Origin of the sequence: Thiothrix caldifontis, from assembly GCF_900107695.1 — a bacterium.
GTDB lineage: Bacteria > Pseudomonadota > Gammaproteobacteria > Thiotrichales > Thiotrichaceae > Thiothrix > Thiothrix caldifontis.
Genome location: NZ_FNQP01000016.1, coordinates 1 through 26,884, shown reverse-complemented (window position 1 = coordinate 26,884; position 26,884 = coordinate 1). Strand labels below are relative to the sequence as shown.

Below are 26,884 nucleotides of genomic sequence, written 5' to 3'. Positions count from 1 at the left end.
ACATATCAATATTGATTGCTATAAGTCGGGAATATACGATAATGATAAATAAAAAGCTTCGACGTATTGCTATTGTCGTGACACTACTGCTCCTCACCGGTTGCAAAACGGAACTGTACAGTAATTTGGCAGAAAATGATGCTAATTCAATGTTATCAATTCTGTTAAATAACAAAATAGACTCCGAAAAGATCTTCGATAAGAAAGCAGGCACTTACTTTTTACACGTGGAAAAGTCGAGAATTCCTCAAGCAGTTCAGCTTCTTAAACAACATGGCTACCCCAAAGAAAAAATTGCGACAGTCGGCGAATTATTCAAAAAAGAAGGTTTGATTTCTTCCCCACTGGAAGAACGTACCCGTTTTATTTTTGCCTTATCGCAAAGTGTGCAAGAAACCTTATCGCAAATTGACGGTGTGTTAGTTGCACGAGTGCACGTGGTATTGCCTGAAAACAATCCGATTGATAAGGAGGTCAAGCCATCCTCCGCCTCGGTTTTCATCAAATACAATCCAGCCTACCGTTTGGAAGACATGAAGTCAGACATTAAGCTGATCGTTGAGAAAAGTATTGAGGGTCTGACTTACGATAAAGTATCAGTGGTAATGGTTCCGGCACAGTTTTCGGCTGCCAATTAGTAGATTGGCGGTTCATCTGCTGGGCGAGTGCGGAACAGTTTTAGTACCCACATGTATTGTTCAGGATATTGGCTAATCAGTGTTTGCAGCCCTGTATTCAGAATCTGCGCATTCTGAGCTTCATCTTTACCGGGAAAATCGGCTAAGGAATTGCCGATGACAATCTCATAACCACCTTGTGCGGGATTAAAAAATGCCATGATCGGCAAGGCAACCGCCTTACCCAATTTTGTCAGCCGTGCCGGTGTAGTAAGCGTGGCTTTGGGAACGCCGAAAAACGGCGCGAACACCGAATGTTTGCTGCCATGATCTTCATCCGGCAAAAAGAACATTAAGCGTCCCGGTTCTAGCGCTTTTACCAATTTCATCATGCCTTCTTCACGCGCCACCACGAATTCCACATCTTGCAGGCGACTGCGGGCAATCAGCCAATTGATCACGGGATTGTGGAATGGTTTGTACGAGCCGTAGGCGCGGTAATATTGCCCGATAGCAACCGGTGCAAATTCTAGCCACACCGAATGCCCTAACATGAGGATGACATTCTGGCCAGCAGCAATGGCTTGTTCCACGTGTTCACGCCCGCTAATGCGGGTACGTTGATATATGTGGCGGCGGGTGCGGAAAAACAACAGGCTGTAGTCCAGCATCGCGCTGGCATATTCCTGTAAATGGCTTTGCACCATTTGCTCATGTTGGGTGTCAGTCAATGTGGGGAAGCATAAGCGTAAATTGCTCAACACGACTGCGCGGCGCTTGTGATTGTGACGGTAAATCCAGTTGCCCAAGTGTTTGCCGAGCCAGCGGCGGGTTTGCCAAGGCAGCCAAGCGAGTCCGGCAAATGCGCCAACGCTAGCCCACGTGAGCCAGTGTCGCGGTGCCAGTAAATCGTGGGGGAATGTGGTCACGCTTGCGGTACGCAATCGACGTTTTCAGCCTGCATTCGTGCCGTAAACCACGCGGCGGCGGGTGCTACGTCGGCGGCGCGACCTTTGATACCGAAGTCGATTTTACGGCGTTCAACCGTGCTGGGGAGACTGGAAATGCGCACGGCGGGAAAGGTTCTGAGCAGTTCTTCCATCATCGGGATCAGCTCGCTTTCTTGCACCGAATGCAGCGTCCAACGTTGTTCAATCGGCGGGGTGGTGTCGAAATACTGTGCGTAGTAAGTATCCAGCGCCCACTCGACCATTGGCCATGCCATATTAGGAAAACCGGGGACAAAATGGTGATGTTGCAGTTTGAAACCGGGGATTTGGTTGATGGGGTTGGGAATCAAACTGGCACCATCCGGCAATTCACTCATGCGAATGCGGTTAGGGTAAGCCTCCGCCCCGAAGCGCCCTTCGATCAACGCGACGGCTTGTGGATGGCGTAGCAATTTTACGCCAGCCGCCGCCGCTGCCGCCTGACGCGTCAGATCGTCGGGGGTTGCACCAATGCCGCCGAAACTGAATACAATGTCGTCAGTTTGCAGCGTTTCACGCAAGGTTTGCAGCAATAAATCCCAATCGTCGCCGATCATGCGTACCCACGCCAGCGCTAAGCCGCGTGCTTTGAGGAAGCTCATGACTTGTGGCAGGTGTTTGTCTTGGCGCAAACCGCTGAGCAGTTCGTCGCCGATGAGGATTAGCCCGACTTTCATTTTTTTGCTCCTTTGGCGGTAGCGTTTTGTAAGGTGTGTTCGGCTTGTTTTTGTTGTACAGCCTCTGACCAGTTGGGTGAGGTTTCTGCCCAGCCAGCGGTATGCTGTTGGATGATGTCAGCAAGTGCCTGAATGTGGTCAAGGTTGGTGTTTAGAGCGGGAATGTAGTGGTAAGTTTCTCCGCCCGCGTGTTGGAAGTATTCGCGGTTTTCTTCGCGGATTTCTTCCAGCGTTTCGAGGCAGTCGGCGGCAAAACCGGGGCAAATCACGTCAACGTGTTTGATGCCTTCACCCGGTAACGCTTGCATGGTTTTGTCGGTGTAAGGTTGCAGCCATTCCGCTTTGCCGAAGCGCGATTGGAAGGTGACGCGCCATTCGTTGGGGCGTAGGTTGAGTTCTGCTGCCAGCAACCGCGCGGTTTTATGGCATTCGCAATGGTAGGGGTCGCCAAGCATCAGGTTGCGTTTGGGAATGCCGTGGAAGGACATGACCAGTAATTGCCCGCGTGGGTGGTTTTCCCAGTGGGTCAGTACGCTGTTGGCGAGTGCTTTGATGTAGCCGGGGTGGTCGTGGTAATGATTCACGAGGCGCAGTTCCGGCATCCAGCGCCAGCGTTTGAGTTCGTCGAATACTTTGTCGAAAGTGGTGGCGTTGGTCGCGGCGCAATATTGGGGGTAAAGTGGGAGTACCAGCACGCGTCGTGCTCCGGCTTCCTTGAGTTTTAGCAAGGTGTCAGGGATGGAGGGGTTGCCGTAGCGCATCGCTAAGGCGATTTTTACCGGCCCTTTGAAGCGGATTTCCATTTCTTTCTGGAGCGCTTTTTGTTGTTGCAGCGAAATACTCATCAGTGGAGAACCGTCTTCTGTCCATACGGTTTGGTATTTTTCGGCACTTTTGGCGGGGCGGGTGTTGAGGATAATGCCGTGCAGGATGACGTTCCAAATAATGCGCGGAATTTCCACGACACGCGGGTCAGAGAGAAATTCTTTCAAATAGCGCCGCAACCCGGCTTTGTCGGGGCTGTCGGGTGTGCCTAGGTTGGTGATCAAAATGCCGGTGCATTCGGATTTGCCGTGGAAATAATCCTGTTCGTTGATAAAACGGCTCATGGGTGGGGCGTTCCTCTGCGGTTCTTTTCATAAGGGTATTTCACATGACCAAAGCGCACGATGAGTACCGCCAGTGAAATCAATAAGATGGAGGCAGCAATTGCTAACATTTGCCATTCGGTCATTGCTTTCATGTCGAGGATGAGGTAGCGGGCAAGGGCGACCATGCCGATGTACAAGGGCATTCGTACCGGCACCTCCCCGGATTGCAGGTAAACGACGACCATGGTGATGATTTCTAAATAAATAAACAGTAGCAATAGGTCGGCAATCTGCACTTTGAGATGGACGAAAATGGTATAAATTTCCTGTCCCACGGCAATAATGGTGGCGAGGGTAATAATGCCGAGGAGTAGGTATTCGATCCCATGCAACAATTTCTGGCTGGCAGAAACGTTCGGTTTGTCCATGTGTGGGTATCCTTGTATTGTTAGCGTTTTGGTAACGCTGGGTAGGTTAAATGATGCAGCCTGATTTGCAAGTATTGGTGCAGGAAATACGTCAAATTGCACGCGAGGAAATTTTACCGCGTTTCGAGCATATCGGCTTTGCGGTAAAACAAGACGGCAGTTTGCTGACCGAGGCGGATTTGGCGACGAATCAGCGCATTGCGACGTTTTTGCTGCAACAGTGGCCTGACATTGCGTTTCTGAGTGAGGAGATGGAGCGCGAGGAACAGGCGCGTTTATTGCGGGAGGCGGAGGCGTTGTGGTGCCTTGACCCATTGGATGGTACGAGCAATTTTGCGGCTGGTATCCCGTTGTTTGCGGTGTCGCTGGCGTTGTTTCAGCGCGGTGAAGTGGTGCTGGCGCTGACTTACGATCCCGTGCGTGATGAAATGTTTACCGCACAGCGGGGGCGGGGAGCGTGGTTGAATGGTCAGTCCTTGCGTTGTCAGCCCAGTGAGTTTCAGTTGTGCAATGCGGTGGCAATCGTGGATTTCAAGCGCTTATCGCCTGCCTTGAAGCAAGCGTTGATGACGAACCCACCTTACGGTTCGCAGCGTAATTTGGGCAGTTGTGTGCTGGAATGGGCGTGGATGGCGGCGAACCGTGGCAATTTGTATTTGCATGGTGGCATGAAGTTGTGGGATTTGGCGGCGGGGTCGCTGATTTTGGCGGAAGCGGGGGGCTATGCCGCGACGTTGCAGGGTGAACCGGTGTTTGTCGCAGCGTTAGCGCCGCGTTCGGTGGTGATCTCCCCCGATCCGGTATTGTTTGCAGCGTGGTTGGGTTATTTGCAGGCGCAGCAGTGAACGCAGCACGGCACACACAGCCCATTGGGGTATTTGATTCGGGGTTAGGGGGGATTTCAGTCTTGCGTGAAATTCACCGCCTGTTGCCTGCGGAACACCTGATTTACGTGGCGGATTCGGCTCATGCGCCTTACGGGGCAAAAACCTCGGATTATATTCGGGCGCGTAGCAAACGGGTGGCGGATTTCTTGCTGGAACAAGATGTTAAAGTGTTGGTGGTGGCGTGTAATACGGCGACGGTTCATGCCGTGGCGTATTTACGCGAAACCTTGCCGATTCCGGTGGTGGGGATTGAGCCTGCGGTGAAACCTGCTGCCCGCTTGACGCAAACTGGGGTGATTGGGGTGTTAGCCACGCAACAAACGGTGAATAGCCCGCGTTTGCAGCAGTTGATTCGTGATCATGCGGCGGGGGTGCAGGTGATTACACAAGCCTGCCCCGGTTTGGTGGAGCATGTGGAGGCGGGGGATTTTAGTAGCGCGTCGGTACGTCAATTGCTTAAAGTTTATACCTTGCCCTTGTTGGATGCGGGGGTGGATACCTTGGTGTTGGGGTGTACGCATTACCCGTTTCTGGCGGACGCACTGGTGGATGTGACCCACGGCAAAATGACGATTTTGGAAACCAGTACGCCGGTGACTCACCAGTTGATGCGGGTGTTGGAACAAGAAGATCTGCGCCGCCCGCAAACAGGGCAGGGCAGCGTGCAATTTTTTTCCAGTAAAGCCGATCAGCAGCACGTGAACAGTATCCAAACCTTGTGGCAACACTGGGTTGCGGTGGGGTTGCTGCCGGATGCTTATCGCTGAACAGGCTTAGTGGTGGTGATGACCACCTTCACCGTGAGCGTGACCATGGGCAACTTCTTCCGCAGAAGCCGCGCGTACATTGAGGATGGTGACATCAAACGTCAAGGCTACGCCTGCGAGTGGATGATTGGCGTCGATGGTTACGCTGTTGTCATCGACGGCGGCAATGCGAATGGTTTGATTGCCAGCGCCTGTTTGCGCGTGGAACTCCGCACCGGCAACGATTTGTTCAGCCGGAATACCTTCAAACATGCTGCGCGGTACTTGCTGGGTCATGCGTTCGTCGTATTCGCCGTAGGCTTCGGCGGGCGCAACAGTGACTACTAAGCTGTCGTTGGCTTGTTTGCCTGCTAACTGTTTTTCCAGCCCCGGAATAATATTGTCAGCACCGTGCAGGTAGGCGAATGGTTGGTCAGCATCCGCTTGATCGAGTACTTGGCCTTGATCGTCAGTCAGGGTGTAGGTCATGGTGACCACGGTGTGTTGTGCGATTTGCATCGGTTTTCCTTAGAGTAGAGAGAATATCGGTTGCCGCCGGTTGGGTCGTCTTTGTAGCGGCGGTGTGTCCATAAATATTGGGCGGGGAACTCGCGTACCTGCTGCTCAATGAGTTGATTTATCCGTGTTGTGTCGTCAAGTATGGCTTGGCTGGGGAAATTTTCAAGTGCAGGCAGGAAACGTAGCCGATAGCCGGTAGCGGTTCGCAGCGTAAAGAACGGTACAACCTGTGCTTTGCCTAATTTGGCAAGGCGGCTGGTAGCGGTATTGGTGGCAGCTTCCACCCCAAAAAATGGCGCAAAGACGGCATTTTTGTGCCCGAAATTCTGGTCTTGTGCGTACCAAACCACGTGGCCTTGTTGCAGGCTGCGGATCATGTCGCGGATATTGTCACGTGAAATGGCTTTGCCGTAACGTTTAGAGCGCAGGCGAGCCACACGCCATTCGATCAGCGGATTTTGGTGCGGGCGGTAGATGACGTGTAAGGGGGCGTATTGCGCGAGAATGCGTCCGCCGAGTTCGAGGCTGGTGAAATGGGCGCTGAGTAACACCACGCCACCTTGTTGCATGGCGGCTTGCAGGTGTTCCAGCCCTTCGATTTGGGTTTGTTTGGCAAGTTTGGTATCAGCGCCCCACCAACTCAGTGCCGTTTCCAATAAGCCGCGCCCTAGTGAAATAAAGTGTTCACGGTTGAGTTGGAAGCGTTCGGCTGGCGTGAATTCGGGAAATGCCAGTCCCAGATTGATGCAGCAAATCTGGCGGCGTTTGGGGAGCAGGAAAAACATCAGCAAACCGAGCTGCTTGCCTAGCCACATTTGCATTCCCCACGGTAATTTTACCAACAGCCATAAAAACCCCAGCCCTAGCCATGTCAGCCAGTAGCGCGGGTGTAAAAACTGTTTGCCTGAAATTCTTTCCACACGATGTCCAAGACCTGAATCAGCGCCTTATGGTAAACTTTCCAACTTGTTTTTTCTTGTTTTATGTAAAAAATAACGATGAGCTTACAAATTCCTCTTTTTGAACGGGCGCGGGTATTGGTCGTTGGCGATGTGATGTTGGATCGCTATTGGTCGGGTCAAACCTCGCGCATTTCCCCCGAAGCCCCTGTGCCAGTAGTGCATGTTAAAGCCAATGAAGAGCGCCCTGGCGGTGCGGCAAACGTGGCGTTGAACGTTGCCAGCCTTGGCGGGCAGGCGGTGTTGCTGGGTTACGTGGGCAATGATGAGGCGGGTAGGTCGCTGGCGAATACCTTGCAAGCGCGTGGGGTGCAAACCCATTTTGTGGTGCTGGATACTGCCCCGACGATTACCAAGTTACGGGTGCTGAGTCGTCATCAGCAATTGATTCGCTTGGATTTTGAAGAGGGGTTTGCGGGGCAAGATCATGCGCCACTCTTCAGCCAATTCAAGGCGTTGTTAGCAGCGGCTGATGTGGTGGTGCTGTCCGATTACCGCAAAGGGACGCTGGAGCGGGCGCGGGAATTGATTGCCTTGGCGCAAGCAGTTGGTAAGCCGGTGGTGGTTGACCCCAAAGCGCAGGATTTTGCCACGTATCAGGGGGCAACGGTGATTACGCCGAATCTGGCAGAATTCCGTGAAGCCGTGGGCGAGTGGGTGGATGAGGCAGATTTGGTGCAACGTGGGCAGGCATTGCTGGCGCGTTGTGAGTTGGGGAATCTGTTGCTCACTCGCAGTGAACAGGGCATGACGTTGTTGCGGCATGAGTTTGCGCCGTACAACTTGCCGACCCGTGCGCGTGAAGTGTTTGATGTGACCGGGGCAGGGGATACCGTGGTGGCGGTGTTAGCGGCGGGTATGGCGGCGGGTTTGCCGCTGGAACAGGCGATGGGGTTGGCAAATCTTGCGGCGGGAATTGTGGTGGGCAAGGTGGGGACGGCAACAGTGAGTGTCCCTGAATTGCACAAAGCCTTGCAGCAACACCATGCGCAGGTGAAAGGCGTGGTCAGTGAGGCGCAATTGCTGGCGGCGGTGCAAGAGGCGCGTATCCACGGCGAACGCATTGTGATGACCAACGGTTGTTTCGACATTTTGCACATTGGGCATGTGACGTATCTGGAAGAAGCCCGCAAGCTCGGCGACCGTTTGATTGTGGCGGTGAATACGGATGAATCGGTGCGAGCGCTTAAAGGCCCGACGCGCCCGGTGAATACCATGGCAAACCGAATGCGGATGTTGGCGGCGTTGGCGTGTGTCGATTGGGTAGTGGATTTCAGCGAATACACGCCCGAACGCCTGATTTGCGCGGTTAAACCGGATTTGCTGGTGAAAGGTGGGGATAACGATCCGCAGAAAATCCCCGGCAACCGTTGCGTGTGGGATAACGGCGGCGACGTGGTGGTGCTGAGTTTTGTGGATGGGGTGTCGACTACCAGCACGATTGCACGGATTCAGGCGATGGAGAAAGAAGCGTAATGCAGGTTGATGTTCTGATCGTTGGTGGCGGTATTGCCGGGTTGTGGTTGCTGGCAGAATTGCGGGCGCAAGGCGTTAATGCGCTGTTAGCCACCGATGAGTTGGGCAAGGGGCAAACTATTGCATCGCAAGGCATTATTCACGGTGGCACCAAATACGCGCTGACTGGCAAGGTGACGGGGGCAACGTTAGCGATTGGCGATATGCCGCGTTTGTGGCGGGCGGCACTCAATGGCGAAGGTGCGGTCGATTTGCGTCAGGTTAAGGTATTGGCGGAATCGCAATTGTTGTGGACATCGGGTGGACTCGGTTCACGCATGACGGGCTTTTTTGCCAGCAAAGCGATGCAAAGCCGGATGGAGGCTGTGCCACGCGACGCTTACCCTGACTTGTTCCGGCATCCTGAATTTCACGGCAGTTTGTATCGCTTGGATGAGCCGGTGTTGGATGTGCCGTCATTGCTGGAAACGTTGCGTGAACAATTGGCGGATGCGTTGGTGCAGGTGGATGTGCAGCGTTCCGGTTTACAGCCCGCACACAATGGTTATGGTTATCAGGCAGTGTTACCTGACGGTCAGGTGCTGGCAGTCACCGCGCAGCAAATCATTCTGACCGCAGGAGCAGGTAACGAGGCACTATTGACCCGTATTGCCTGCCTTTGTCAGCCGCCGCTGCCTATTCCGAAAATGCAGCGCCGCCCGTTGCAAATGGTGATGGTGCGCGGCAATTTGCCGCTGCTGTACGCCCATGCGCTGGGGATGAGTGATAAACCACGCGCCACAATTACGTCACATCGGGATAAGCACGGCAAGACAGTGTGGTATATCGGCGGGCAACCGGCAGAGCAGGGTGTGGGCAAACCTGCTGCTGAGGTGATTGCAGCTACTCAGCATGAACTGGCGCAACTGTTACCGTGGGTCGATTTCACGGGTATGGCATGGTCGACTTGGCATGTGGATCGTGCCGAAGGTTGCCAGCCGGATGGCGGTCGCCCTGATCAGCCGATGGTGCAACGCTTTGCGAATGTGACGGTGGCGTGGCCGACTAAGCTAGCGTTTGCGCCGATGTTGGCAGCCCGTTTACAAGCAGACTTAGGTATTCGGGTATCCGATACCGTATCAATAATACCTCCTCTTGAGCAGTTGCCAACGCCGCCGATTGCGTCCAGTATTTGGAATTTTTAAGCAACGTCAAGCAGGATGCACAATGGCTTATCTGGATCTGGTCAAATTAGGCAAAAATCATTGGTGGCGTTATGTTCTTGGGGTTCTTCTCATTGTGCTGATGTGGCAGGGCTTGGGGTTATTGCCTACCGTTGCGTTGGCTATTTGGGTGGAGCTGGATCAGAATGATACGACTCTGTTCAATACGGAGACTTTGCTATTTGAGGGTTTGCCTATGGAAGTCATTTTTGCGGACTTCATGGGGATGTTTCTCTTTCTGTGGCTAGGGGTGTTTCTGGTAGTGTGTTTCTTGCACAATCGCCCATTCTGGTCATTATTCACACCTTTGCAGCGCCTTAGTTGGCGACGTGTATTGCACGGAGCCGTGGTCTTTGCTGCCATTTACCTGGCAGTGGGGGTGATAATGGAGTGGCTTTTTCCTACCCCAGCTAAGGATATTGAGTATGTGCTGCAACCCGGTAAGTTTCTGGCGTTTTTGCCGCTGGCACTGTTACTGATCCCTATCCAAACCTCGGCGGAGGAGTTGTTATTTCGGGGGTATTTCATGCAAGGGCTGGGGTTGATCATGAACCGCTGGGGTGTTGCGCTCGTGAGCAGTGTGTTATTCGCCTTGCCGCATTTATTGAACCCGGAGGTGTCGGACGCTAATCTGTGGATTGCATTCCTGCCCTACTGGATCATTGGATTGTTATTAGCGTTGATCACGTTGCGGGATGGTACGCTGGAACTGGCACTAGGGGTTCATGCAAGTAATAACCTGATGGCTTTTTTGTTAGTCACTGTGCCGCCGTATGACATGTTTCCCTCAGTATTTGTCTATCACGGTGAGTTATTTACCTGGGCGACTGTTGTGAATGGTGCTGTCGTGGCAGTACTGTTTTATTGGGTAATTTTTCGATTTTTTGCGCGATCTGTACCGATTACTGAGGTAAGTTAACCCTATTAGCCGCAGTTTATCGTACTGTTAACACAAAGAGGCGATATGCCTCTACAATAACTGTTAGCAAAGGCTGTGCGAGGAGAACGCTTATTTCTACCACAACTCCCTACAACACCATCAAAATATACACCCTAAGTGCAGCCATATTGTCGGCGGCATTAGTTGGTTTGTTTGCATGGTGGTTTCAATCGCCTTGGTGGCTGCTCGGTGTTTACAGCGTGGCAGCGGTTCTAATAACGCTAAGTGTTCCGCTGCTGTACCGTCTGCTTGGTTACAAAACCGCAGATGAGGCCGTGTGGTTGCATGAACGCAATTTGCGCGAACATGCAACCCTGATGCAACGCTTGGAAAGCGCCCGCCAGTCATTAGCGGAATTGAATATCACCGCTGGGGTGAAACAAGCCAATATGCTCACCGCTATTCTCGATGATTACCGTTCAGTGGTCGAAACCCGCTTTGTGGGCAAGACGTTTGCCCCGATCACTTACCTCAATGCGGCTCGCAGTGTGCAAGAACACGTCATACAAAACCTGACCGATATGGTCGCGGTGGGTCATAGCCTTGCGGGGTTAAACCGTCAGGCGGATGCGTCGGCTTTGCATCAGGAACAACAACAGCGCATCACGGCATTGCTGGCCGAAAACGATAAGTTTTTTACCGCATTGAATGAAACCGCCGTAGAAGTCGCCAATATTCGCAGTGTCAGTCAGTTTGAGCGGCTGGATACGCTGGCACGTTTGGTTAGTCTGGCACAAACTGCCAACCACACAGGAACACGCGCATGAAACCTTTCAACACCCTAGTAAGCACCGCCTTCGCCTTATGGCTAACAACCGGTTTAAGCGCGTGTGGTGAGGCTGTCGACACCAAAGAACAAGCGGAAGCTAAGATTGCTGAACTGGTACAAAACACCATTCGCCCCACTCAACACGAAAACCAGTACCGTGCCAATATTCAGCTTACCCGCACGAATTTATTAGCCATGCTGCCCGATTTAGCGGAATACCCACTGCTGCTTAATGTGACGGACAATAGCGATACCGAAGTGGCGGAGATTTTCACTTCCGCCGATAAAGCAGGCAAAGGCTTGGACGGTGTGTATCTGGAATTAGCCGAAAATTTCAACCAACAACGCCAAACTCTCAGCAATGGCAAAAAAGCAGCTATCACCATCCGCAAGCTGGATTCTGGGCTGGGGGCGCAATTCATTATGACCGGGCAGTACATTGCCGAAGCGTATTCCCCCGCCAATGCCTTGTGGGGCAGTCTGGTGAATAGCAGCAGCAATAAACTCACGACCATTGCCGACGTAACCGCTTCCAGCGTCGGCGGTGTGATTGCACGCAAATCCAAACTCGACCTGATCACCACCGATGGCAAACTCGACGTTGCCAAGTTGCTGACCAATGTCAGCAGTGGCGCGTTTGCGATGGGTTATACCAACCCTTACCAATCTGCCACGGGCTTGAACTTCCTGATCACGATCCTCGATGCCTTTGCCAAAGGTGATCACACACAAATGTTATCGCCGGACGTTGCCAGTGCGTTTGAAGCGTTCCAGCTCGGTGTGCCGTTTGTGGCGCAAAATACCCTGCAAATGCGTGATGCGGCGATGGGCAGCGGTGTGTTGGATGGGTTTGTCGGCAGCGAACAAACCTGGTTGAGCACCACTGGCATGGACGATTATCAGTTTGTGCCTTTCGGGGTGCGTCACGATAACCCGCTCTATGCGACCAGTGAAGCCGACCCTGCCGAGCAGGAAGTGTTGAAACTGTTTGCACGTTACATCAGCACGCAAACAGCCCTGTTGAAAAAATACGGGTTTGAAACCAGCCTTGACTACAAGGATGCGTACAAAATCCCCGATGGCAATACCATTGCCCAGGCACAAAAGCTGTGGAAACAGAAAAAGTCCGGCGGTAAACCGATTGCAGCGGTATTCGTGACGGATATTTCCGGTTCGATGGAAGGTGAACGCATCAAAAACCTGAAAAAAGCCTTGATCGAATCGTCTGATTTGATTAGCGCCAATAACGCGATTGGTTTGGTGTCTTACAACGATGCAGTGAATGTGGATTTGCCCATCAACCCCTTCAACGTACAGCAAAAATCGTTGTTTAACGGTGCGGTGGAACAGCTTTCGGTAGGCGGCAAAACCGCTACCTACAGCGCTACCTTAGTGGCGGCGCATTTGTTAAATGAATTCAAAAAGACCCACCCCGATTACAAAACGGTGATTTTCGTGCTGTCGGATGGCGAAACCAACACCGGTGTCGATTTCGAGCAAACCAAAGCGTTGTTGGAAGTGCAAGGTACACCGATTCACACCATTGCGTATGAACTCAGCTCGCCGGAACTCAAGGAAATGGCGAGTTTGGCGGAAGGCGCTTATACCGAATCCAGCGCGGGTTCAGCCTCGTTCCGTATCGGCAATTTGTTGAACTCGGAAATGTAAGCAACAGAAGGGGATCGCGTGAAACGCTTAACGGTTTTTGGTTTGTTTCTGGTGCTGCACCTCGCGGCTTGGGCGGGTACGCATGTTTACCTGAAGCAACATCAGCCCGATATTTTGGTGGTGGTGGATACCTCTTATGCGTTGAAACCGCAGTTTGCGGCGATGGAGCGCTGGATTGCACACCGCGAAGCCAATACCCGTTACCAGCGCATTATCGTGGGAACCGATAAAGCCTTGCTCGGTGAATTGGCGACGCTCAAATCCAGAGATGCGATTTTTCGTACAGCGTTCGGGCGCATGAGTGCCGACAATTTACAGCGTTATGAGGCGACCATTGCGCGTGAGAAGATTCTGCTATCGGATGGTAGTATCAGGCCGCAGGGTTGGACGGTAGTGACCTTTCCTTAGGCTCAGCGTGTATTTTTCCTGAAAACAGGCTGGAAGCAAGGATCATGCAGGAGCCAAGCCATTCTTGCCAATCCATGCGTTCTTGCGTCAAAAAATACGCGGCAAGCGCGGCGACCACCAATTCAAATAAAAAAATGATGTTGGATTGGTTGGCAGGCACACGGGTAATGCCGTATTGCACCGCATAGGTAACGCTGCCAATCGCAACTGCTAAGCCAAATAGCAAGCCAATAGCCGTGGGTGTCAGTGTGGTTAAGCCCGCTTGAGGTGGCACAAACAGCAAGCCGACGCCGGTCAATACCGCCACACCGAGCCACACCGTTAAGGTTTTGACGCCATTGCTGATGTCAGTGCCTAAATACCGCCCTGCCACAATGCTCAGTGCAAAGGTAATGCCTGCCGATAAGCCGAACCATTCTGCTTGATTGGCGGGTAGGGGTAGTCTGCCATCGGGTTGCCAGAGCATGACCAAGGCACCGCCCAGTGACAGGGTAATCACCACCCAGCCAAGGCTGTTTAAGCGCTCTTGCAAAAACAGGCGGGCGAAGACAACAGTCCACAGCGGTGAAAGGTAAAACAGCAGCAGCACCCGCATGATTTCACCTTCCAGTGCACCGAGGACGTAGCCCACATTGCTCCACCCCGACGTTAATCCCAGAATCACCAGCCATACCCAATAGGATCGGGCTTTCCACAACGCACTTGCATAGCGCCAGCCGATCAAGAGGGTGGGCAATAGGTAGGCAATGCAGGTGGCGGTCAGCCCATCCACCCCCATGCCGTTCAGCAGCCGAAACGGATACCAAAACAGCCCCCATAAGGTGGCAGAGTAAAACAGGGTGAATAAGGCAAGCTGGTGTTGCCAACGGGGTGTCATCATGGTTGGAGTTGAATACGGTCTTTGCTCAGCAGAATCTTTTGCTGCTTGTACAACAAGCCAATAGCGCGTTTGTAATGGGCTTTGCTGACCTGAAATTCGCGGTAAATGTCTTCTGGCGAACTTTTGTCAGTAAAGGTGGAGCTGCCCCCGTGCGCTTGCAGGTGATCGAGGATTTTTTGTGCCAAGGCATCCTGTACCACCGGGCTGGGCAATTGCAGGATCAAATCAATCTTCTGATCCGGGCGGATGGCTTTGATATAACCTTGGACACGTTGCCCAATCGCCAGCGGTTGAAAGACTTCGTTGGCATACAGCAGGCCAAGGTGTGTGCCATTAATCACCGCTTTAAACCCGAGATCGGTGCGTTCGGCGATCAGCAAATCCACGGCTTGACGCGGGCTAAACTGCCCGCCGAATTCGTTAAGGAACAAATCCAGACGCGACGAGCCGACGATGGTTTCTGTTTGGTCATCCAGATACACACACACGACGTAGGACTGGCCTTCCTGCATCAGTTGCGCCTGTTCTTTGCGGGGGACAAGTAAATCCTTGGGCAAGCCCCAATCTAAAAATGCCCCGAAACGGTTCACCGCGACCACTTTCAGGCAAGCAACTTCGCCGACTGTGGTCAAGGGTGTTGCGGTGGTGGCAATTAAACGGTCTTCTGAGTCCAAGTAAATGAAGACTTTCAACCAGCTATCGGGTTGGCAGTCTTTGGGGACATAGCGTTTAGGCAACAAGATTTCGCCGTAAGTACCGCCATCCAGATACACGCCGAAGCTGGTGATTTTCGTGACCCGCAGCAGGTTGTGTTTACCGATTTTTAACATGAAAGCATCCTTTCTGGGGTGAGCGAAACCGCTATTGTACGCAATAGTCTATACTAACGGCACATTATACCATCCTCAATCAAGGAGTTTTTCGATGCTTAAGGTTAAGACGGTCGACCCCCTGCAATCCATTGAATGGTTTAAACAGGGGTGGCGTATGTTCATGACCAATCCGGTGAATTGGGCCTTGATGGGGCTGCTGTTTGGCGTGATTGTGTTGGTGTTGAGTATGTTGCCCTTCATCGGGGCGTTGGTGTTGAACTTGGTGATGCCGATTCTCACCGGGGGAATGCTGCTGGCAGTGAAAAATACGCAGGCGGGGGCTGCTGTGGAAATCACGGATTTATTCCGTGTCTTTAAAGATGAGCCGAAGCGGAATCAGTTGTTAGTGGTGGGAGCCTTGATGTTAGGCGCTGGTTTAGTGGCGGCGGTGCTGAGTACCTTGTTTGTTGGGAATGCGATTCGGATTGATGAACTGACCGGGATGCCCAGTTTTAATTTGGGCTTGAGTGCGCTGCTGTTCATGTTTGTGGTGGTGATCTTTTTGGGCATGTTATTCACGTATGCGCCTGCGTTGGTGGTGTTTGAGGGCATGAGTGCGGTGGACGCGGTGAAAGGCAGTTTGCAAGGGGCATGGGCGAATGTGTTGCCGTTCATTGTGTTTGTGTTGCTGTACGCGGCACTAGCTTTTGTGGCGTCGATTCCCTTTATGCTGGGATTTGTGGTATTAATTCCGGTGATGATGGGGGCGGTGTACGCGGGTTACAAGGATATTTTTAGATGATGGAAAAGCGTCCGGTAGCCAATACCGGGATAGCCATTAGCCCTTTGGGGCTGGGTACGGTCAAATTAGGTCGCAATCAAGGGGTGAAGTACCCGCAGGGGTTTGAGTTGCCTTCTGACCGGGAAGTGCGGGAGTTACTCGCCTTAGCCTTTGATCTGGGGATTAATCTGCTGGATACCGCCCCCGCGTATGGCTTAAGTGAAGCCCGTATCGGCAAGCTGTTGCCCAATTCGCGCCATGAGTGGGTGATTGAAACCAAGGTGGGTGAGCAGTTTGCCGACGGAGTTTCCCGTTTTGATTTTAGTGAGCAGGGGACACGCCGCAGCGTGGAAAATAGCCTGCGTTTGTTGAAAACCGATTACCTTGACATGGTATTGATTCACTCCGATGGTGATGATGTCCGCATTTTGCAGCAAGAGGCGGTGTTGGATACGCTGTTACAGATGCAGCAACACGGTTGGATACGCGCAGTGGGCATTTCCTCAAAAACGGTTGAGGGGGCGTTATTGGCGTATGCCTTGGGTTGTGAGGTGGTGATGGCGGCGTATAACCCGGTGTACACCGATGAGTTACCCGTGTTGGAAGCGGCTGCGGCGCAAAACAAGGCGGTATTGGTGAAAAAAGCCTTTGCCAGTGGGCACTTGGATCAATTTGCAGCAAAAAATCCGGTGGAACAGGCGCTGAGTTTCATTTTGGCGCAAGCCGGGGCAACCAGCGTGATGTTGGGAACGCTGAACCCAAAACATTTACGTGAAAACGTGGCGGTGGCCTCAGCGGTGTTAGGCGCGTGAGCGTGCGGCGGTGGCTGTATAGCGGTTTGCTGTATGGTTTAGTGCCGTTATTCTTGTTGCGGTTGTTGTGGCGCAGCCGCACGAATCCGGCGTATCGGCAGCGTTTGGGTGAGCGTTTTGGCTTTAGCGCGGTGCGTGAGTCGGCGATTTGGTTACACGCCGTATCGGTGGGGGAGACGATGGCGGCTCGCCCGTTGATCGAGCGCTTGTTGCGTGATTATCCGCACGAACGGTTGCTGCTAACGACGACCACACTCACGGGGTCAGATACCGTGAAGCGCTTGTTTGGGGAGCGGGTGGAGCATTGTTACCTGCCGTATGATTTGCCGGGAGCCTTGGCGCGGTTGTTGCAGCGGGTGCAGCCGCGCCTCCTGGTGGTGATGGAAACGGAAATTTGGCCAAACCTTTACGCGGCGTGTGCGCAACGCCAGATACCGTTAATGGTGGCGAATGCCCGCTTGTCAGCACGTTCGGTGCGGGGGTATACGCGGGTGGGGGCATTGGTGCGGGAAACCTTGGCCGATGCTGGGTTGATTGCGACGCGCAGTGTGCAGGATGCGCAGTATTTCCAGCAACTGGGGGCGCAGGCTGAGCAGGTGGTGGTCTGTGGCAATATTAAGTTTGATTTACAGATTCCGGCGGGTGTGGCGGAGCATGGTAAGCAATTGCGCCAGCAATGGGGGGAGAATCGTTTGGTGTGGGTGGCAGCCAGTACGCATGAGGGGGAAGATGCGGTGATTCTGCGGGTGTTTGCGCAATTACGTGAAACATTGCCGGGATTATTGCTGATTATTGTGCCACGTCACCCGGAGCGTTTTGAGGCGGTGGTGCAGTTGTGTGCGGAAAGTGGCTTGCTGTACGCCCGCCGCAGCAGGGTGGGGATGGCGATTGCGCCGGATACCGCGATCCTTGTGGGTGATAGCATGGGGGAAATGTTGTTGTGGTATGCTTGCGCTGATGTGGTCTTTATCGGCGGCAGTTTGGTGACGCATGGCGGGCATAATCCACTGGAGGCGGCGGCATTCGCCGTACCGGTATTGAGTGGCGAGCATGTGCATAATTTTGCTGACATCTTTCCGCCCTTGTGTGAGGCAGGTGGGGCGGTGTTGGTGAGTGATGAGGTGGCGTTGCAGGCGTATTTACAGGTATGGTTGCAAGATACAACGACGCGCTTACAGGCCGGTGAGGCTGCTAAAGTTTTTTTCCAACAGAATCAGGGGGCGCTGGCTTGCTTGGTTCGGCATATCCATACCATGTTACCTATAACGAGAGACGAGCAATGAAACGATTAACTTCTTTGACATTGGTGCTTGCCATGACTGCCTTGGCGGGGTGTGGTGAGAAACAGGCTGACACGGCTGCTGCGCCTGCAACCGCGAAAACCGCAGACACGGCAACGACACCGAATGCGCCACCACAGGCGACTGAGCAGGTGGCGGCGAATAGCGGGCATCCGGGGCAGGCGATCCACGATGCGAATTGCATCAGTTGCCACGATTCCGGGGTGTATACCCGCGCTGACCGCAAGATGACTAGCCTTGATATGTTGGCAGGGCAGGTGCGCCGTTGTGATGCGAATCTGGGGACTAAATTATTCGATGAGGATCTGGATAATGTGACGGCGTTCCTGAATGAAACCTACTACAAATTCCCGAAGTAACCGCGCATGAGTTATACCGTCACCATTTTGGATACGCCGTTTCAGTTTCAGGTGAATGCGGGGGAAACCGTGTTGCAGGCGGCTTTGCGGCAAGAAATACCTGTGCCGTGGGGCTGTGGTGGCGGTATTTGCGGGGTTTGCATGACTAAAGTGGTGTCGGGGGAAATGGTTTACCCCGATGGTGACCCGCTGGCCTTGTTTGAGGAAGATGCAGAAGCGGGGATGGGGTTATTTTGTGTGGGGGAGCCGCGTTCTGATTTGGTGCTGGCAGTGCCGGAGATGAATACTGAATGACGGCATGACAATCCCCGACCCTACCCAACCGCACACTTACCCGCGCCGCATCTTGCTGGCGGTGGCGGCGAATTCCCCGCAAATTGTCACCGAAACCGTTTACGCCCTCACCCAACACACCCGCCCCGCGTGTATGCCCACCGAAGTACACATTATCACCACCCGCCAAGGTGAACCGTTTGTGCGCCAATTGGTGTGCGGCACACAACCCGGCTGGCTGGCGAAACTGTGCGCGGATTATGCCCTGCCCGCCCCCGCTTGCGACCCCGCGCACATCCACCTGATCACGGATGCGGCGGGGCAAGCGCTCGACGACATTCGCACCCACCGCGACAATACCCACGCCGCCGATTGCATCACCCGTATCGTGCAACAACTGACCGCCGACCCGCACAGCCAACTCACCGTGTCGCTTTCCGGCGGGCGACGCACCATGACGTTTTACGCTGGCTACGCCCTCTCGCTATTGGGCAGGGCGCAAGACCGCCTCACCCATGTGCTGGTTGATGAGGAGTATTTTTTTCACCAAGAATTCTTCTACCCACCGCCGCGCAGTGTCTGGGTAGTGCGCGAAGACGGCTCCGGTTTTGATGCCAGCAAGGTGGAAGTGACGCTTGCCGACATCCCGTTTGTGCGCCTGCGGGAAGGTTTGCCGCAAGACTTGTTGCAAGGCAGCAGCAGTTTCAGTGACACCATTGCCGCCGCACAACGCCGTTTCGACCCCGCGCAAGTGCGCCTCGACTGGCAACGCGCCAGCCTCACTTGCGGCGGAATTCCCATCACCATGCCCCCGGTGCAACTCGCGTTTTATGCGTGGATGTTGCAACGCCGCGTCAACGATTTACCCCCCATCCACTGGACTAGCGCCGAAACCCCCGACCTCGCCAGCCAATTCCTCAGCGTTTACGCCCGCCTGCACGGGCAAACCGGCAGCTACGAACAGGTGGCGCTGGCGTTGCGCGATGGCATCACCAAAGCGTGGTTTGAGGAACGTAAATCGAATACCCACAAGGCATTGAAAAAGGCGCTGGGGAACATGGGGGCGGAAACGTATTTGCTCCAGCCACACGGGGCGAAGCCGCGCACCCTGTTTGGGTTGACATTGCCGCTGGATGCGGTGGTCTTCAGTTAGGCATCAGCCTGCCTTGTCAAGTGTGACGGTCATCACCGTATCCGATACATTGTTCAGTAATAATTCAAGGATGTCTTGCGTCGGGCAAACTTCGGGGGCTGGTCATGGATATTCTCACTTCCTTATTTTTCCTGTTACTGGGGGCAGCGGTAGGGTCGTGGTTTGGGCATAAAAGTGGCTATAAAGACGGGCTGAGCAAGGGCAAAGCCGATGGTGTCAAAGAGGGTATGAAAGAATACCTGCGCAAGGAACTGATCGAATCCAAGATATTGGGTGGCACTTATAACGCCGACGCACTGGGCAAAGCCCGTGAAGAACTCCATAAAGCCCTGATACCCCAAGCCAGTAAAAAAAAGGAAAAATCGTCGTGGCTGGCATTTTTCATTGTGGCTGTGGTGCTGGTGTGGGCAGTGGGAACTGTGCTGAAGGGCTGATTCGGCACGGGTGGATTTGACAAGCTTGTCAGTGATGACAGGTGGGGCTGTTTAGTTAATACTCAGAAGCATAAATTTATTGCATCAACGGCAAAGGGCTTATCATGCAGGAACTATCCTATACCGTATCGTTTACGACACCCGCTTTCCTCGGCAATGCCGAACAGCAAGCGCAGTGGCGTACTCCACCATTCAAGGCACTACTCCGCCAGTGGTGGCGGGTTGCTGCTGCTCCACAATTCAACTACGACCATCGGGCACTACGTGAAGCTGAAGGCAAGCTGTTCGGGCAAGCACACGAAGGTGATAACCGCAAAAGTCTGGTGCGTTTCCGGCTCAGTCAGTGGGATTCGGGAAAACTTAATCAATGGAATGGTGATGAGTCTGTCCCGCACCCAGAGGTCAAAAATCGGGAAGGCAAATTACGTCCTGTAGGCTCCCAGCTTTATTTGGGCTATGATCCATTGGGATTTCAAAATGGTCAAACCTCATTAGGGACAGTCAGGGAAACCGGAATTAGACGCACGGCAATCGAACCAGAAAAACAAGTGGCTGACCTCTGGATTGGCTTTCCCGATGGAGATGCTGGCAAACTGCAACAAGCCGTAAAACTGATGGGGTGGTTTGGTACATTAGGCTCGCGTTCTCGTAACGGCTGGGGTTCGTTACAGATGGATAGTATTCAATCCCCTAAAGCAGCCGACTTAACCCCTTTTTCCCGACCATTAAGTCAATGCCTGCAACTGGATTGGCCTCATGCCATTGGAAAAGATGGCAGCGGTAAAATTTTGATATGGAAAACCAGCCCACAAAGCTCGTGGCGCGAAGCAATGCGCGAATTGGCAAAAGCCAAAATTGCCTTTCGCACTCACTTCAAATTTTCAACAGGCAATAACAGCCCCAAAGCAGAAGACCGTCATTTGTTGGCATATCCTGTGACAAACCACAGTGTCAGACTATGGGGCAATCAAGGCAGGCTGGGAAATCAAGTACGCTTTAAAGTGGTGAAAGAAGCTGGCAAATATATCGGGTTAATCGTCCATTTACCCTGCAAGCTCCCTATTGAATTGGCAGACAAACTAGCAAGTAAACCTAATGAGCTGAGCATTTGGCAACAAGTACATCAAGTTCTCGATAACCATAATGGCCTCTCCCGCCTGCAATAAGGAATAACACCATGAGCAATAACAATCTCTGGAAAACCAAGCTGGCGGCATGGCTGCACGACCCTGCCGAAAAAGCACTGATTCTGTTACGGGATAAAACCGGGCATGAATGGGGAACGGTCAAACGCTTGCGGGATGAATTGGGCATTGATTACGGCGATATGCTGAAACAAGCCGATTGGTACGCCTCTGCTGCTGACCGCCCACAATTTCCATTAGAGAAAGATGGCAAGCGTTACGCTGCCTGGACACAAGTGGATTTTGCTGACAAGCCAGTGTTGAAGCATCCGCTGACAGGTACAGCATTCAATCTTGGCAAATTGGACAACATTCAGCCGGAACACTTGAAAAAAGTCAGTGAAGATCACTTTCGCTCGCTGATCATTAAAGGCGAAGGCGGCACACCCGACTGGAAAAAAACGCTGCTGAATTACTGGCGTTTTGGTTCGGACTCACCCGCCCCGGAATTGAATCACCTTTGGCAAAACCTGCCAGCAGACACCCGCATTCCCGACCATTCCATCTGGGCGCATCTGGATATTGTCTCCGCGTTTGCGGGGGCAATGACTGCGGACAAGGACAACACACCCTCGCTGCTTTCCGTTAGTTTCGGCCCGGTACAAGGATTCATTGCCGAAGCCCGTAGCACCTCCGACCTGTGGGCTGGTTCCCACCTGTTGGCACGGATTGCATGGGAAGGCATGAAAGTGGTATGCGAAGAGTTCGGGGCAGATGCCGTGCTGTTCCCCAACCTGCGTGGTGTACCGCTAGTGGATGTCTGGTTGTATGACCAACTAAAAACGGACAAGGACGCCAAAGTACGCTTTGAGGCAATGGACTGGTTCAAACAAAAGACTGACACCAACCCACTGTTTGCAGCAGCCTTACCCAATCGTTTTGTGGCGTTAGTACCTGCTGACCAAGCCAAAGACATTGCGGAACGCATTGAGCGCAAAGTGCGGATGTTCGTAAAAGAACTGGGTGATGCGAGCTTGCGGCGTATTCTGAAAGAGATCGGTCTGGATGAAACCGATGATTCCCCTTACTGCTTCACTCAACTCAAAGCCCAATTGGCAGGTTTCCCCGAAGTGTATTGGGCGGCTGTGCCGTGGTCATTGGCAATCAAAGGCAAACAGGCAGATACCACCCAACTACACCCCATTCTCAGTAGTTTCTACGAAGACTCGAAAAAGGTCGGCTTCCTCGATAGCGATGCTTGGAAAGTGCTGCAAAAAGATATTGAGCTGGATGGCGCGAAGTTCTATACCCCCAATCCGGGCGTACTGTACCCAGCGTTGTATGATTTGCTCGACCGGGTAGCAGCAGCGGCAAAATCTGCCCGCCCATTCGAGCAACTCAAGCAAAAGGGATTCCGCTCCAGCCTAAACGGGGAACGTGAATGGCTCACGCTTGACCGTGATCACTTAGGATGGAATGCCGAGAGGCGCAAAAAAGAAGGCACACTTTGGACAAAGCTTGCCGCAAAACGCAAAAGCTGGGTAAAGGGTGGTGAACATCTGGATGCACTCAATGCTATCAAGCGGGTGTGGCCTTCACTGTTTGCGGGAGAAGTAGAGGCAATCATTGGGGCGAAAATCAACAGGTACGTGGTTTCTACTCATACACTGGCTTTGGCGGTAACGCTCGATAAACTGGCAGAAGTTATCGGCAATGAGCCAAAAATATTGCACAAACTGGCTGAACTTAGCCGTAAAGAAGATTTGCTCAGTCAGGAGGCAGTAGCACTGCCACTCGCGTTAAATCGTAAAGTAAGCGTGAATGGTAATTTTGAAGCGATTGCCAAACGCCTACCCTCTGCACTGGATGCGGATGAAGACGGAAGACTGGCTGCTAAGTTGAAAAACATCTTGGGTACTGCCCCCGAAGCCTATTACGGCATGATTTTGCTGGATGGTGACAAAATGGGCGCATGGGTATCCGGTGATGAAAAGACACAAATTCCTTATCAGGATTGCTGGCATCCCCAAATTATCAATAGTGGCGATTTTAAAAAGCTGGTTGATAAAAACACGAGCCTGAAAAACTACTTACAGGAAAAACACCAAACCTCCCCTGCGCGGCATCGCGCCATTTCCGAAGCCTTAAACCAGTTTTCCATCAAAGTGGCGCGGTTTGTGGTGGAAGATTGCTTCAAGGGCAAGTTGATTTATTCCGGTGGGGATGACGTGCTGGCATTCGTTTGTGTGGATGATTTGCTACCCGCCATGACGATGCTGCGCTATCTGTATTCCGGTAAACCTGTGCCTGCATGGATTGCCACCAAGTTGGATGATCGGACAAGTAAGCGTTTCGATAGCAAAAATGGCTACCTGCTGTTGGATGGAAAACTGCTGCTAACGATGGGCGAAAAAGCCGAAGCCTCTTGTGGTGCAGTAGTTGCTCACCATCAAGCTCCACTTGGTTATGTACTCCGCCAGTTACGCGCTGCCGAATCCAAAGCCAAAAATGCAGGCGGGCGTAATGCTTTCTCCTTGCATGTTTTCAAACGCGCTGGCGGTGAAATCAGCGTAACCGACAAATGGGAACGCAGTGATGCGACGGACAAAAACGCACCTGAACTGCTTGCCAAACTCATGGCAATGCTGGCGCGTAACGATGTTTCCCGCCGTGCGGCTTATCACTCGCTGACATGGCTAAAACAACTGCCACCACAACCCGATCCTGACATGCTGAAAATCAATCTGGCTCACCAGTTTGGCAAACAGGGCAGTAAAAATGACCGTGATCTGGCTTACGAATTGGCGGCGTATGTATCGGATCATTGCAAGGAAAATCCTGCTGGGGTACTGGAAAATATGCTGATGGTGGCTGAATTCCTCGCCCGTGAAACTCGCCATGCACAACAAGAAGGAGTTCCTGCATGAACATGACATACCGTTTTGTCAACGCGGTGGATACCATTTCCATCCGTGGCAACAAGTTATTTGGAGATGCGGGTTCACACGGTGAAAGCACCTTTCCGCCCAAACCGTCGGTGTTATCCGGTGCTTTTCGTTCGGTGTTGTGGGTCAACAATGGCGGCGATGCGAATGCTATCCAGCAAAGCCCGTTCAGTATCACTGGCGTATTTCCGGCACGTCAGGATCAGCACGGTAAGGTTGAGCTGTTTCTACCCTTGCCTGCCGATTTGCTGGTGACAGACGAGGGTAAAACGGTACGCAAATTAGAGCCTCAATTACTGAACGAGGCTATCCAGCACAGCCAAATTTCACAATTGCCGATGATGCCTATTTTGCGTCAGGGCAAACCCGCGAAACCAGAAAATGGCTGGCTGTTGAATCAATCCGGCATGGCTGCTTATTTGCGCGGAGAAAAGCTGAATGAAACGCACCTTACCAAGCAAGCCGAATTATGGAGCAAGGAATCACGTATCGGTATTGGTTTGAACCGCAACTCCCGCACGGCTGACGATGGAAAACTGTTCACGGTTGAGCATACCGTACCCAAGCATTCCGAAAACTGGGATGAACCAAAACACAAAGTTGCCAATGAAAAAATGTCGGGGTTAGTGGTTGGTATTGCCAATAGTGGCGGCTTGCCAGCATCCGGTTTCATCCGCTTGGGTGGTGATGGTCGTGCTGCCGAGTTTTCGCCAATAGATGCGCCAGACATCCAACGCGCTCCCAAAACCGACAAGTTCAAGCTGGTGTTATTGACTCCCGGTTTGTTTGCCAATGGCTGGCTACCTGATGGCATTGTTGAAGAAAACGGCGCGTATTGGCTCAAGCTGGATGGCTTCAAAGCCCGCCTTGCCTGTGCCGCTGTTTCCCGTGCGGAAGTGGTATCCGGCTGGGATTTGGAGTGCTGGAAACCCAAAGATGCCGAACGTACTGCCCCATCTGGCCGTGTCTATTGGTTCGACCAAGCTGAAGGCGACTTTGCGACACTTGACAAGCTTGTGACACAAGGCTTGTGGGCTAAAACACCGGATAATGAACTGAACTCACGCCGAGCAGAGGGCTATAACCGCGTTCTGTTAGCTGCTTGGTAACTCTTGAAAGGAAAAACTCATGTTTGAACAATCCCGTTTACTGTTTTTGTATGCTGTTACTCCCGTCCACATGGGGGCTGGGCAAGCCATCGGCGTGATCGACAACCCGATCCAGCGTGAACGCCACACCAACCACCCTAATATGGCGGGTTCAGGTTTGAAAGGGGCAATCCGTCATCACCTTGACACAAGCTGGGAAAAACCATTGGTTAATCGTATTTTCGGGCCAGAAACCGACTCATCCGATTATGCGGGTGCTGTCAGCTTCGGCGATGCCCAACTGGTCGCGTTTCCGGTGCGCAGCCTCAAGCAAGCCTTTGTGTATGCAGTTTCTCCTGTCACTTTGGCAAGATTGAAACGCTTGGCAACACTGGCTAAGGTCAACGCCGATTGGAATGTTCCCTCTGTCGAATCAGACAAATGCTGTGTCACTGACAAGCGCGTATTGAGTAATGGCAAGCTGGTGCTGGAAGCGTTTGAATATGACGTAGAGGATTCAGCGTCAACGGTCTTGAAAACCGTTGCTGCATGGCTAGCGGATAATGCATTACCCCAAGATGCAGCTCACCAATATTTCCGCGACAAAATCAAAACCGATCTGGTGTTGTTGCCGGATGATGCGTTTAGCCATTTTGTTGAGAATGCCACGGTGGTTGAGCCGCATGTTCGCATTGATGATGAATCTGGCACAGCAGCGGATGGCGGTTTGTTCTACACCGAAAACCTGCCACCAGAAAGCCTGTTGATCGCTCCGGTATTTGCCTCCATTGAGCGTTTTGCTAAAGATAAAAAACCAGAAGCACACATGGATGCTGAACAGGTGATGGGGAAATTAGCAGATTCACTGGATAAGCAACTGGTGCAAGTGGGCGGTGATGCAACCACAGGGCGCGGTCAGGTGGTTTTGCATTTTGCAGGGGAGGCTAAACAATGAGCCAACGACCTAAATTAACTTTAGACCAAGAACGCGCAAAATTTGCGTGGAGTAAGGCAGGTGAGTGCCAGAATTTTATTGGCGAATACACTAATGTTGCCAAGTCGACAGCTAGTTTGATCATGAACTCAGGACTTATGCAAACATTTGCGTTTTTAAGGGCAAAAGAAAGCGACGAGCATCGGGCATTGTTGGCTCATCTTTTAAAATGGTTGGGCATCCGTTTTATGAGTGTATACGCATCAACTTTAAGCCCTCCATTCCCTAACTTGCTGTAATCTCATCCAATTATTAGGTTTTTTCCTCCGTTTGTTTTGTCGGCAAGCGGTTGAAGAAGCGAAGAGTTTTGCCAGTTGCTTGAGGCATTTTATCAAGCTGCGTCGCTCAGCGATGCAGGCGGCAAGATGGGAAGCCTGTTCCTGAATGGCTTGAACACCTTTGGTGAGGCTGCGCTGGGGTATTTCCCACAATCCGGTGAGCATGATCCAGTGTTGGATGAGGATAATCAGTAATTTGACGTAGATTTCACACAAAATTCGCCATACGTTGGCACTTCTGGAAACCGCGAGGCGACTTTGACTTTTCCAGAGT

The 26,884-nt window shown here is 52.5% G+C and carries 30 protein-coding genes; 22 read left to right on the top strand and 8 right to left on the bottom strand.

Annotated features, from left to right (window positions below; translation table 11 throughout):
- Positions 1–41: 41 nt before the first annotated feature.
- Complete coding sequence (sctJ, locus tag BLV87_RS13005; RefSeq protein ID WP_093069342.1) at positions 42–638, top strand: type III secretion system inner membrane ring lipoprotein SctJ; 597 nt, start codon at positions 42–44, stop codon at positions 636–638.
- On the opposite strand, the gene BLV87_RS13000 is transcribed toward sctJ, so the two are convergent.
- From BLV87_RS13000 to BLV87_RS12985, 4 genes are read right to left on the bottom strand one after another with little or no spacing between them, the layout of a single operon-like run.
- Entirely contained in the window at positions 635–1,546 is a 912-nt protein-coding gene (locus tag BLV87_RS13000) for an LpxL/LpxP family acyltransferase (protein WP_093069341.1), read from the bottom strand. The two genes, sctJ and BLV87_RS13000, sit on opposite strands and share 4 nt — an antisense overlap.
- Positions 1,543–2,283 (bottom strand): competence/damage-inducible protein A, encoded by a 741-nt coding sequence (locus BLV87_RS12995; protein ID WP_093069339.1) that lies wholly within the window; start codon positions 2,281–2,283, stop codon positions 1,543–1,545. Before BLV87_RS12995 ends, BLV87_RS13000 begins: the two co-directional genes overlap by 4 nt.
- Complete coding sequence (gene hemH, locus BLV87_RS12990) at positions 2,280–3,392, bottom strand: ferrochelatase (RefSeq protein ID WP_093069337.1); 1,113 nt, start codon at positions 3,390–3,392, stop codon at positions 2,280–2,282. The genes BLV87_RS12995 and hemH overlap by 4 nt, the downstream gene beginning before the upstream one ends.
- Complete coding sequence (locus tag BLV87_RS12985; protein ID WP_093069336.1) at positions 3,389–3,802, bottom strand: phosphate-starvation-inducible protein PsiE; 414 nt, start codon at positions 3,800–3,802, stop codon at positions 3,389–3,391. Before BLV87_RS12985 ends, hemH begins: the two co-directional genes overlap by 4 nt.
- Before the next feature lie 50 nt (positions 3,803–3,852).
- On the opposite strand from BLV87_RS12985, the gene BLV87_RS12980 reads away from it, so the two are divergent.
- Together BLV87_RS12980 and murI are read left to right on the top strand one after the other, a co-directional pair.
- Positions 3,853–4,647 (top strand): inositol monophosphatase family protein, encoded by a 795-nt coding sequence (locus BLV87_RS12980; RefSeq protein WP_245707029.1) that lies wholly within the window; start codon positions 3,853–3,855, stop codon positions 4,645–4,647.
- Positions 4,644–5,456, top strand: coding sequence for a glutamate racemase (gene murI, locus BLV87_RS12975; protein WP_245707028.1), 813 nt, complete (start codon positions 4,644–4,646; stop codon positions 5,454–5,456). The genes BLV87_RS12980 and murI overlap by 4 nt, the downstream gene beginning before the upstream one ends.
- Positions 5,457–5,462: 6 nt before the next feature.
- On the opposite strand, the gene BLV87_RS12970 is transcribed toward murI, so the two are convergent.
- Positions 5,463–5,954: an FKBP-type peptidyl-prolyl cis-trans isomerase gene (locus BLV87_RS12970; RefSeq protein ID WP_093069334.1), complete on the bottom strand. Its 492-nt coding sequence runs from the start codon at positions 5,952–5,954 to the stop codon at positions 5,463–5,465.
- Complete coding sequence (gene lpxL / locus BLV87_RS12965) at positions 5,921–6,874, bottom strand: LpxL/LpxP family Kdo(2)-lipid IV(A) lauroyl/palmitoleoyl acyltransferase (RefSeq protein ID WP_093069332.1); 954 nt, start codon at positions 6,872–6,874, stop codon at positions 5,921–5,923. Before lpxL ends, BLV87_RS12970 begins: the two co-directional genes overlap by 34 nt.
- 78 nt (positions 6,875–6,952) lie before the next feature.
- Between lpxL and hldE the strand changes: the two genes are divergently transcribed.
- From hldE to BLV87_RS12935, 6 genes are all read left to right on the top strand, one after another.
- On the top strand, positions 6,953–8,389 hold the full coding sequence (gene hldE / locus BLV87_RS12960) for a bifunctional D-glycero-beta-D-manno-heptose-7-phosphate kinase/D-glycero-beta-D-manno-heptose 1-phosphate adenylyltransferase HldE (RefSeq protein WP_093069330.1): 1,437 nt from the start codon (positions 6,953–6,955) through the stop codon (positions 8,387–8,389).
- Positions 8,389–9,573 carry an FAD-dependent oxidoreductase gene (locus BLV87_RS12955; protein ID WP_093069329.1) on the top strand — a complete coding sequence of 395 codons (1,185 nt, stop codon included), beginning with the start codon at positions 8,389–8,391 and terminating at the stop codon, positions 9,571–9,573. Before hldE ends, BLV87_RS12955 begins: the two co-directional genes overlap by 1 nt.
- A 22-nt stretch (positions 9,574–9,595) precedes the next feature.
- Entirely contained in the window at positions 9,596–10,510 is a 915-nt protein-coding gene (locus tag BLV87_RS12950) for a CPBP family intramembrane glutamic endopeptidase (protein WP_093069327.1), read from the top strand.
- Positions 10,511–10,659: 149 nt separating this feature from the next.
- A complete protein-coding gene (locus BLV87_RS12945) occupies positions 10,660–11,298 on the top strand; it encodes a hypothetical protein (protein ID WP_093069326.1) in 639 nt (212 codons plus the stop codon).
- Entirely contained in the window at positions 11,295–12,968 is a 1,674-nt protein-coding gene (locus BLV87_RS12940; RefSeq protein ID WP_093069324.1) for a vWA domain-containing protein, read from the top strand. Before BLV87_RS12945 ends, BLV87_RS12940 begins: the two co-directional genes overlap by 4 nt.
- Before the next feature lie 18 nt (positions 12,969–12,986).
- The gene (locus BLV87_RS12935; protein WP_093069323.1) at positions 12,987–13,376 is read left to right on the top strand and encodes a hypothetical protein; all 390 of its coding nucleotides are present in this window, start codon (positions 12,987–12,989) and stop codon (positions 13,374–13,376) included.
- Here BLV87_RS12935 and BLV87_RS12930 read toward each other — a convergent pair.
- Both BLV87_RS12930 and BLV87_RS12925 read right to left on the bottom strand, forming a co-directional pair.
- Complete coding sequence (locus BLV87_RS12930) at positions 13,339–14,256, bottom strand: DMT family transporter (RefSeq protein WP_217629990.1); 918 nt, start codon at positions 14,254–14,256, stop codon at positions 13,339–13,341. The two genes, BLV87_RS12935 and BLV87_RS12930, sit on opposite strands and share 38 nt — an antisense overlap.
- Positions 14,253–15,086, bottom strand: a complete 834-nt coding sequence (locus BLV87_RS12925; protein ID WP_093069321.1) for a CvfB family protein — start codon at positions 15,084–15,086, stop codon at positions 14,253–14,255. The genes BLV87_RS12930 and BLV87_RS12925 overlap by 4 nt, the downstream gene beginning before the upstream one ends.
- Positions 15,087–15,180: 94 nt before the next feature.
- Between BLV87_RS12925 and BLV87_RS12920 the strand changes: the two genes are divergently transcribed.
- The 13 genes from BLV87_RS12920 (at position 15,181) to BLV87_RS19415 (ending at position 26,805) form a co-directional block, all read left to right on the top strand.
- Positions 15,181–15,870 (top strand): BPSS1780 family membrane protein, encoded by a 690-nt coding sequence (locus BLV87_RS12920; RefSeq protein WP_093069319.1) that lies wholly within the window; start codon positions 15,181–15,183, stop codon positions 15,868–15,870.
- Positions 15,867–16,661, top strand: a complete 795-nt coding sequence (locus BLV87_RS12915; protein WP_245707027.1) for an aldo/keto reductase — start codon at positions 15,867–15,869, stop codon at positions 16,659–16,661. Before BLV87_RS12920 ends, BLV87_RS12915 begins: the two co-directional genes overlap by 4 nt.
- Positions 16,658–17,944 carry a lipid IV(A) 3-deoxy-D-manno-octulosonic acid transferase gene (waaA, locus tag BLV87_RS12910; protein ID WP_175517938.1) on the top strand — a complete coding sequence of 429 codons (1,287 nt, stop codon included), beginning with the start codon at positions 16,658–16,660 and terminating at the stop codon, positions 17,942–17,944. The genes BLV87_RS12915 and waaA overlap by 4 nt, the downstream gene beginning before the upstream one ends.
- The gene (locus BLV87_RS12905) at positions 17,941–18,321 is read left to right on the top strand and encodes a hypothetical protein (protein WP_093069316.1); all 381 of its coding nucleotides are present in this window, start codon (positions 17,941–17,943) and stop codon (positions 18,319–18,321) included. The genes waaA and BLV87_RS12905 overlap by 4 nt, the downstream gene beginning before the upstream one ends.
- 6 nt (positions 18,322–18,327) lie before the next feature.
- Positions 18,328–18,615 (top strand): 2Fe-2S iron-sulfur cluster-binding protein, encoded by a 288-nt coding sequence (locus tag BLV87_RS12900; RefSeq protein ID WP_093069314.1) that lies wholly within the window; start codon positions 18,328–18,330, stop codon positions 18,613–18,615.
- A 4-nt stretch (positions 18,616–18,619) separates the two neighbouring features.
- The gene (gene csm6 / locus BLV87_RS12895; RefSeq protein ID WP_093069312.1) at positions 18,620–19,747 is read left to right on the top strand and encodes a CRISPR-associated ring nuclease Csm6; all 1,128 of its coding nucleotides are present in this window, start codon (positions 18,620–18,622) and stop codon (positions 19,745–19,747) included.
- Positions 19,748–19,851: 104 nt separating this feature from the next.
- On the top strand, positions 19,852–20,181 hold the full coding sequence (locus BLV87_RS12890) for a hypothetical protein (protein WP_093069310.1): 330 nt from the start codon (positions 19,852–19,854) through the stop codon (positions 20,179–20,181).
- A gap of 104 nt (positions 20,182–20,285) precedes the next feature.
- On the top strand, positions 20,286–21,347 hold the full coding sequence (locus BLV87_RS12885) for an RAMP superfamily CRISPR-associated protein (RefSeq protein WP_093069308.1): 1,062 nt from the start codon (positions 20,286–20,288) through the stop codon (positions 21,345–21,347).
- 11 nt (positions 21,348–21,358) lie between these two features.
- On the top strand, positions 21,359–24,232 hold the full coding sequence (gene cas10, locus BLV87_RS12880) for a type III-B CRISPR-associated protein Cas10/Cmr2 (RefSeq protein WP_093069307.1): 2,874 nt from the start codon (positions 21,359–21,361) through the stop codon (positions 24,230–24,232).
- Positions 24,229–25,359, top strand: coding sequence for a type III-B CRISPR module-associated Cmr3 family protein (locus tag BLV87_RS12875; RefSeq protein WP_093069305.1), 1,131 nt, complete (start codon positions 24,229–24,231; stop codon positions 25,357–25,359). The genes cas10 and BLV87_RS12875 overlap by 4 nt, the downstream gene beginning before the upstream one ends.
- 19 nt (positions 25,360–25,378) lie before the next feature.
- Positions 25,379–26,293 carry a type III-B CRISPR module RAMP protein Cmr4 gene (gene cmr4 / locus BLV87_RS12870; protein ID WP_093069303.1) on the top strand — a complete coding sequence of 305 codons (915 nt, stop codon included), beginning with the start codon at positions 25,379–25,381 and terminating at the stop codon, positions 26,291–26,293.
- Complete coding sequence (gene cmr5, locus BLV87_RS12865; protein WP_093069301.1) at positions 26,290–26,571, top strand: type III-B CRISPR module-associated protein Cmr5; 282 nt, start codon at positions 26,290–26,292, stop codon at positions 26,569–26,571. The genes cmr4 and cmr5 overlap by 4 nt, the downstream gene beginning before the upstream one ends.
- Positions 26,572–26,646: 75 nt before the next feature.
- Complete coding sequence (locus tag BLV87_RS19415) at positions 26,647–26,805, top strand: hypothetical protein (RefSeq protein WP_175517813.1); 159 nt, start codon at positions 26,647–26,649, stop codon at positions 26,803–26,805.
- The last annotated feature ends 79 nt before the right edge of the window (positions 26,806–26,884 follow it).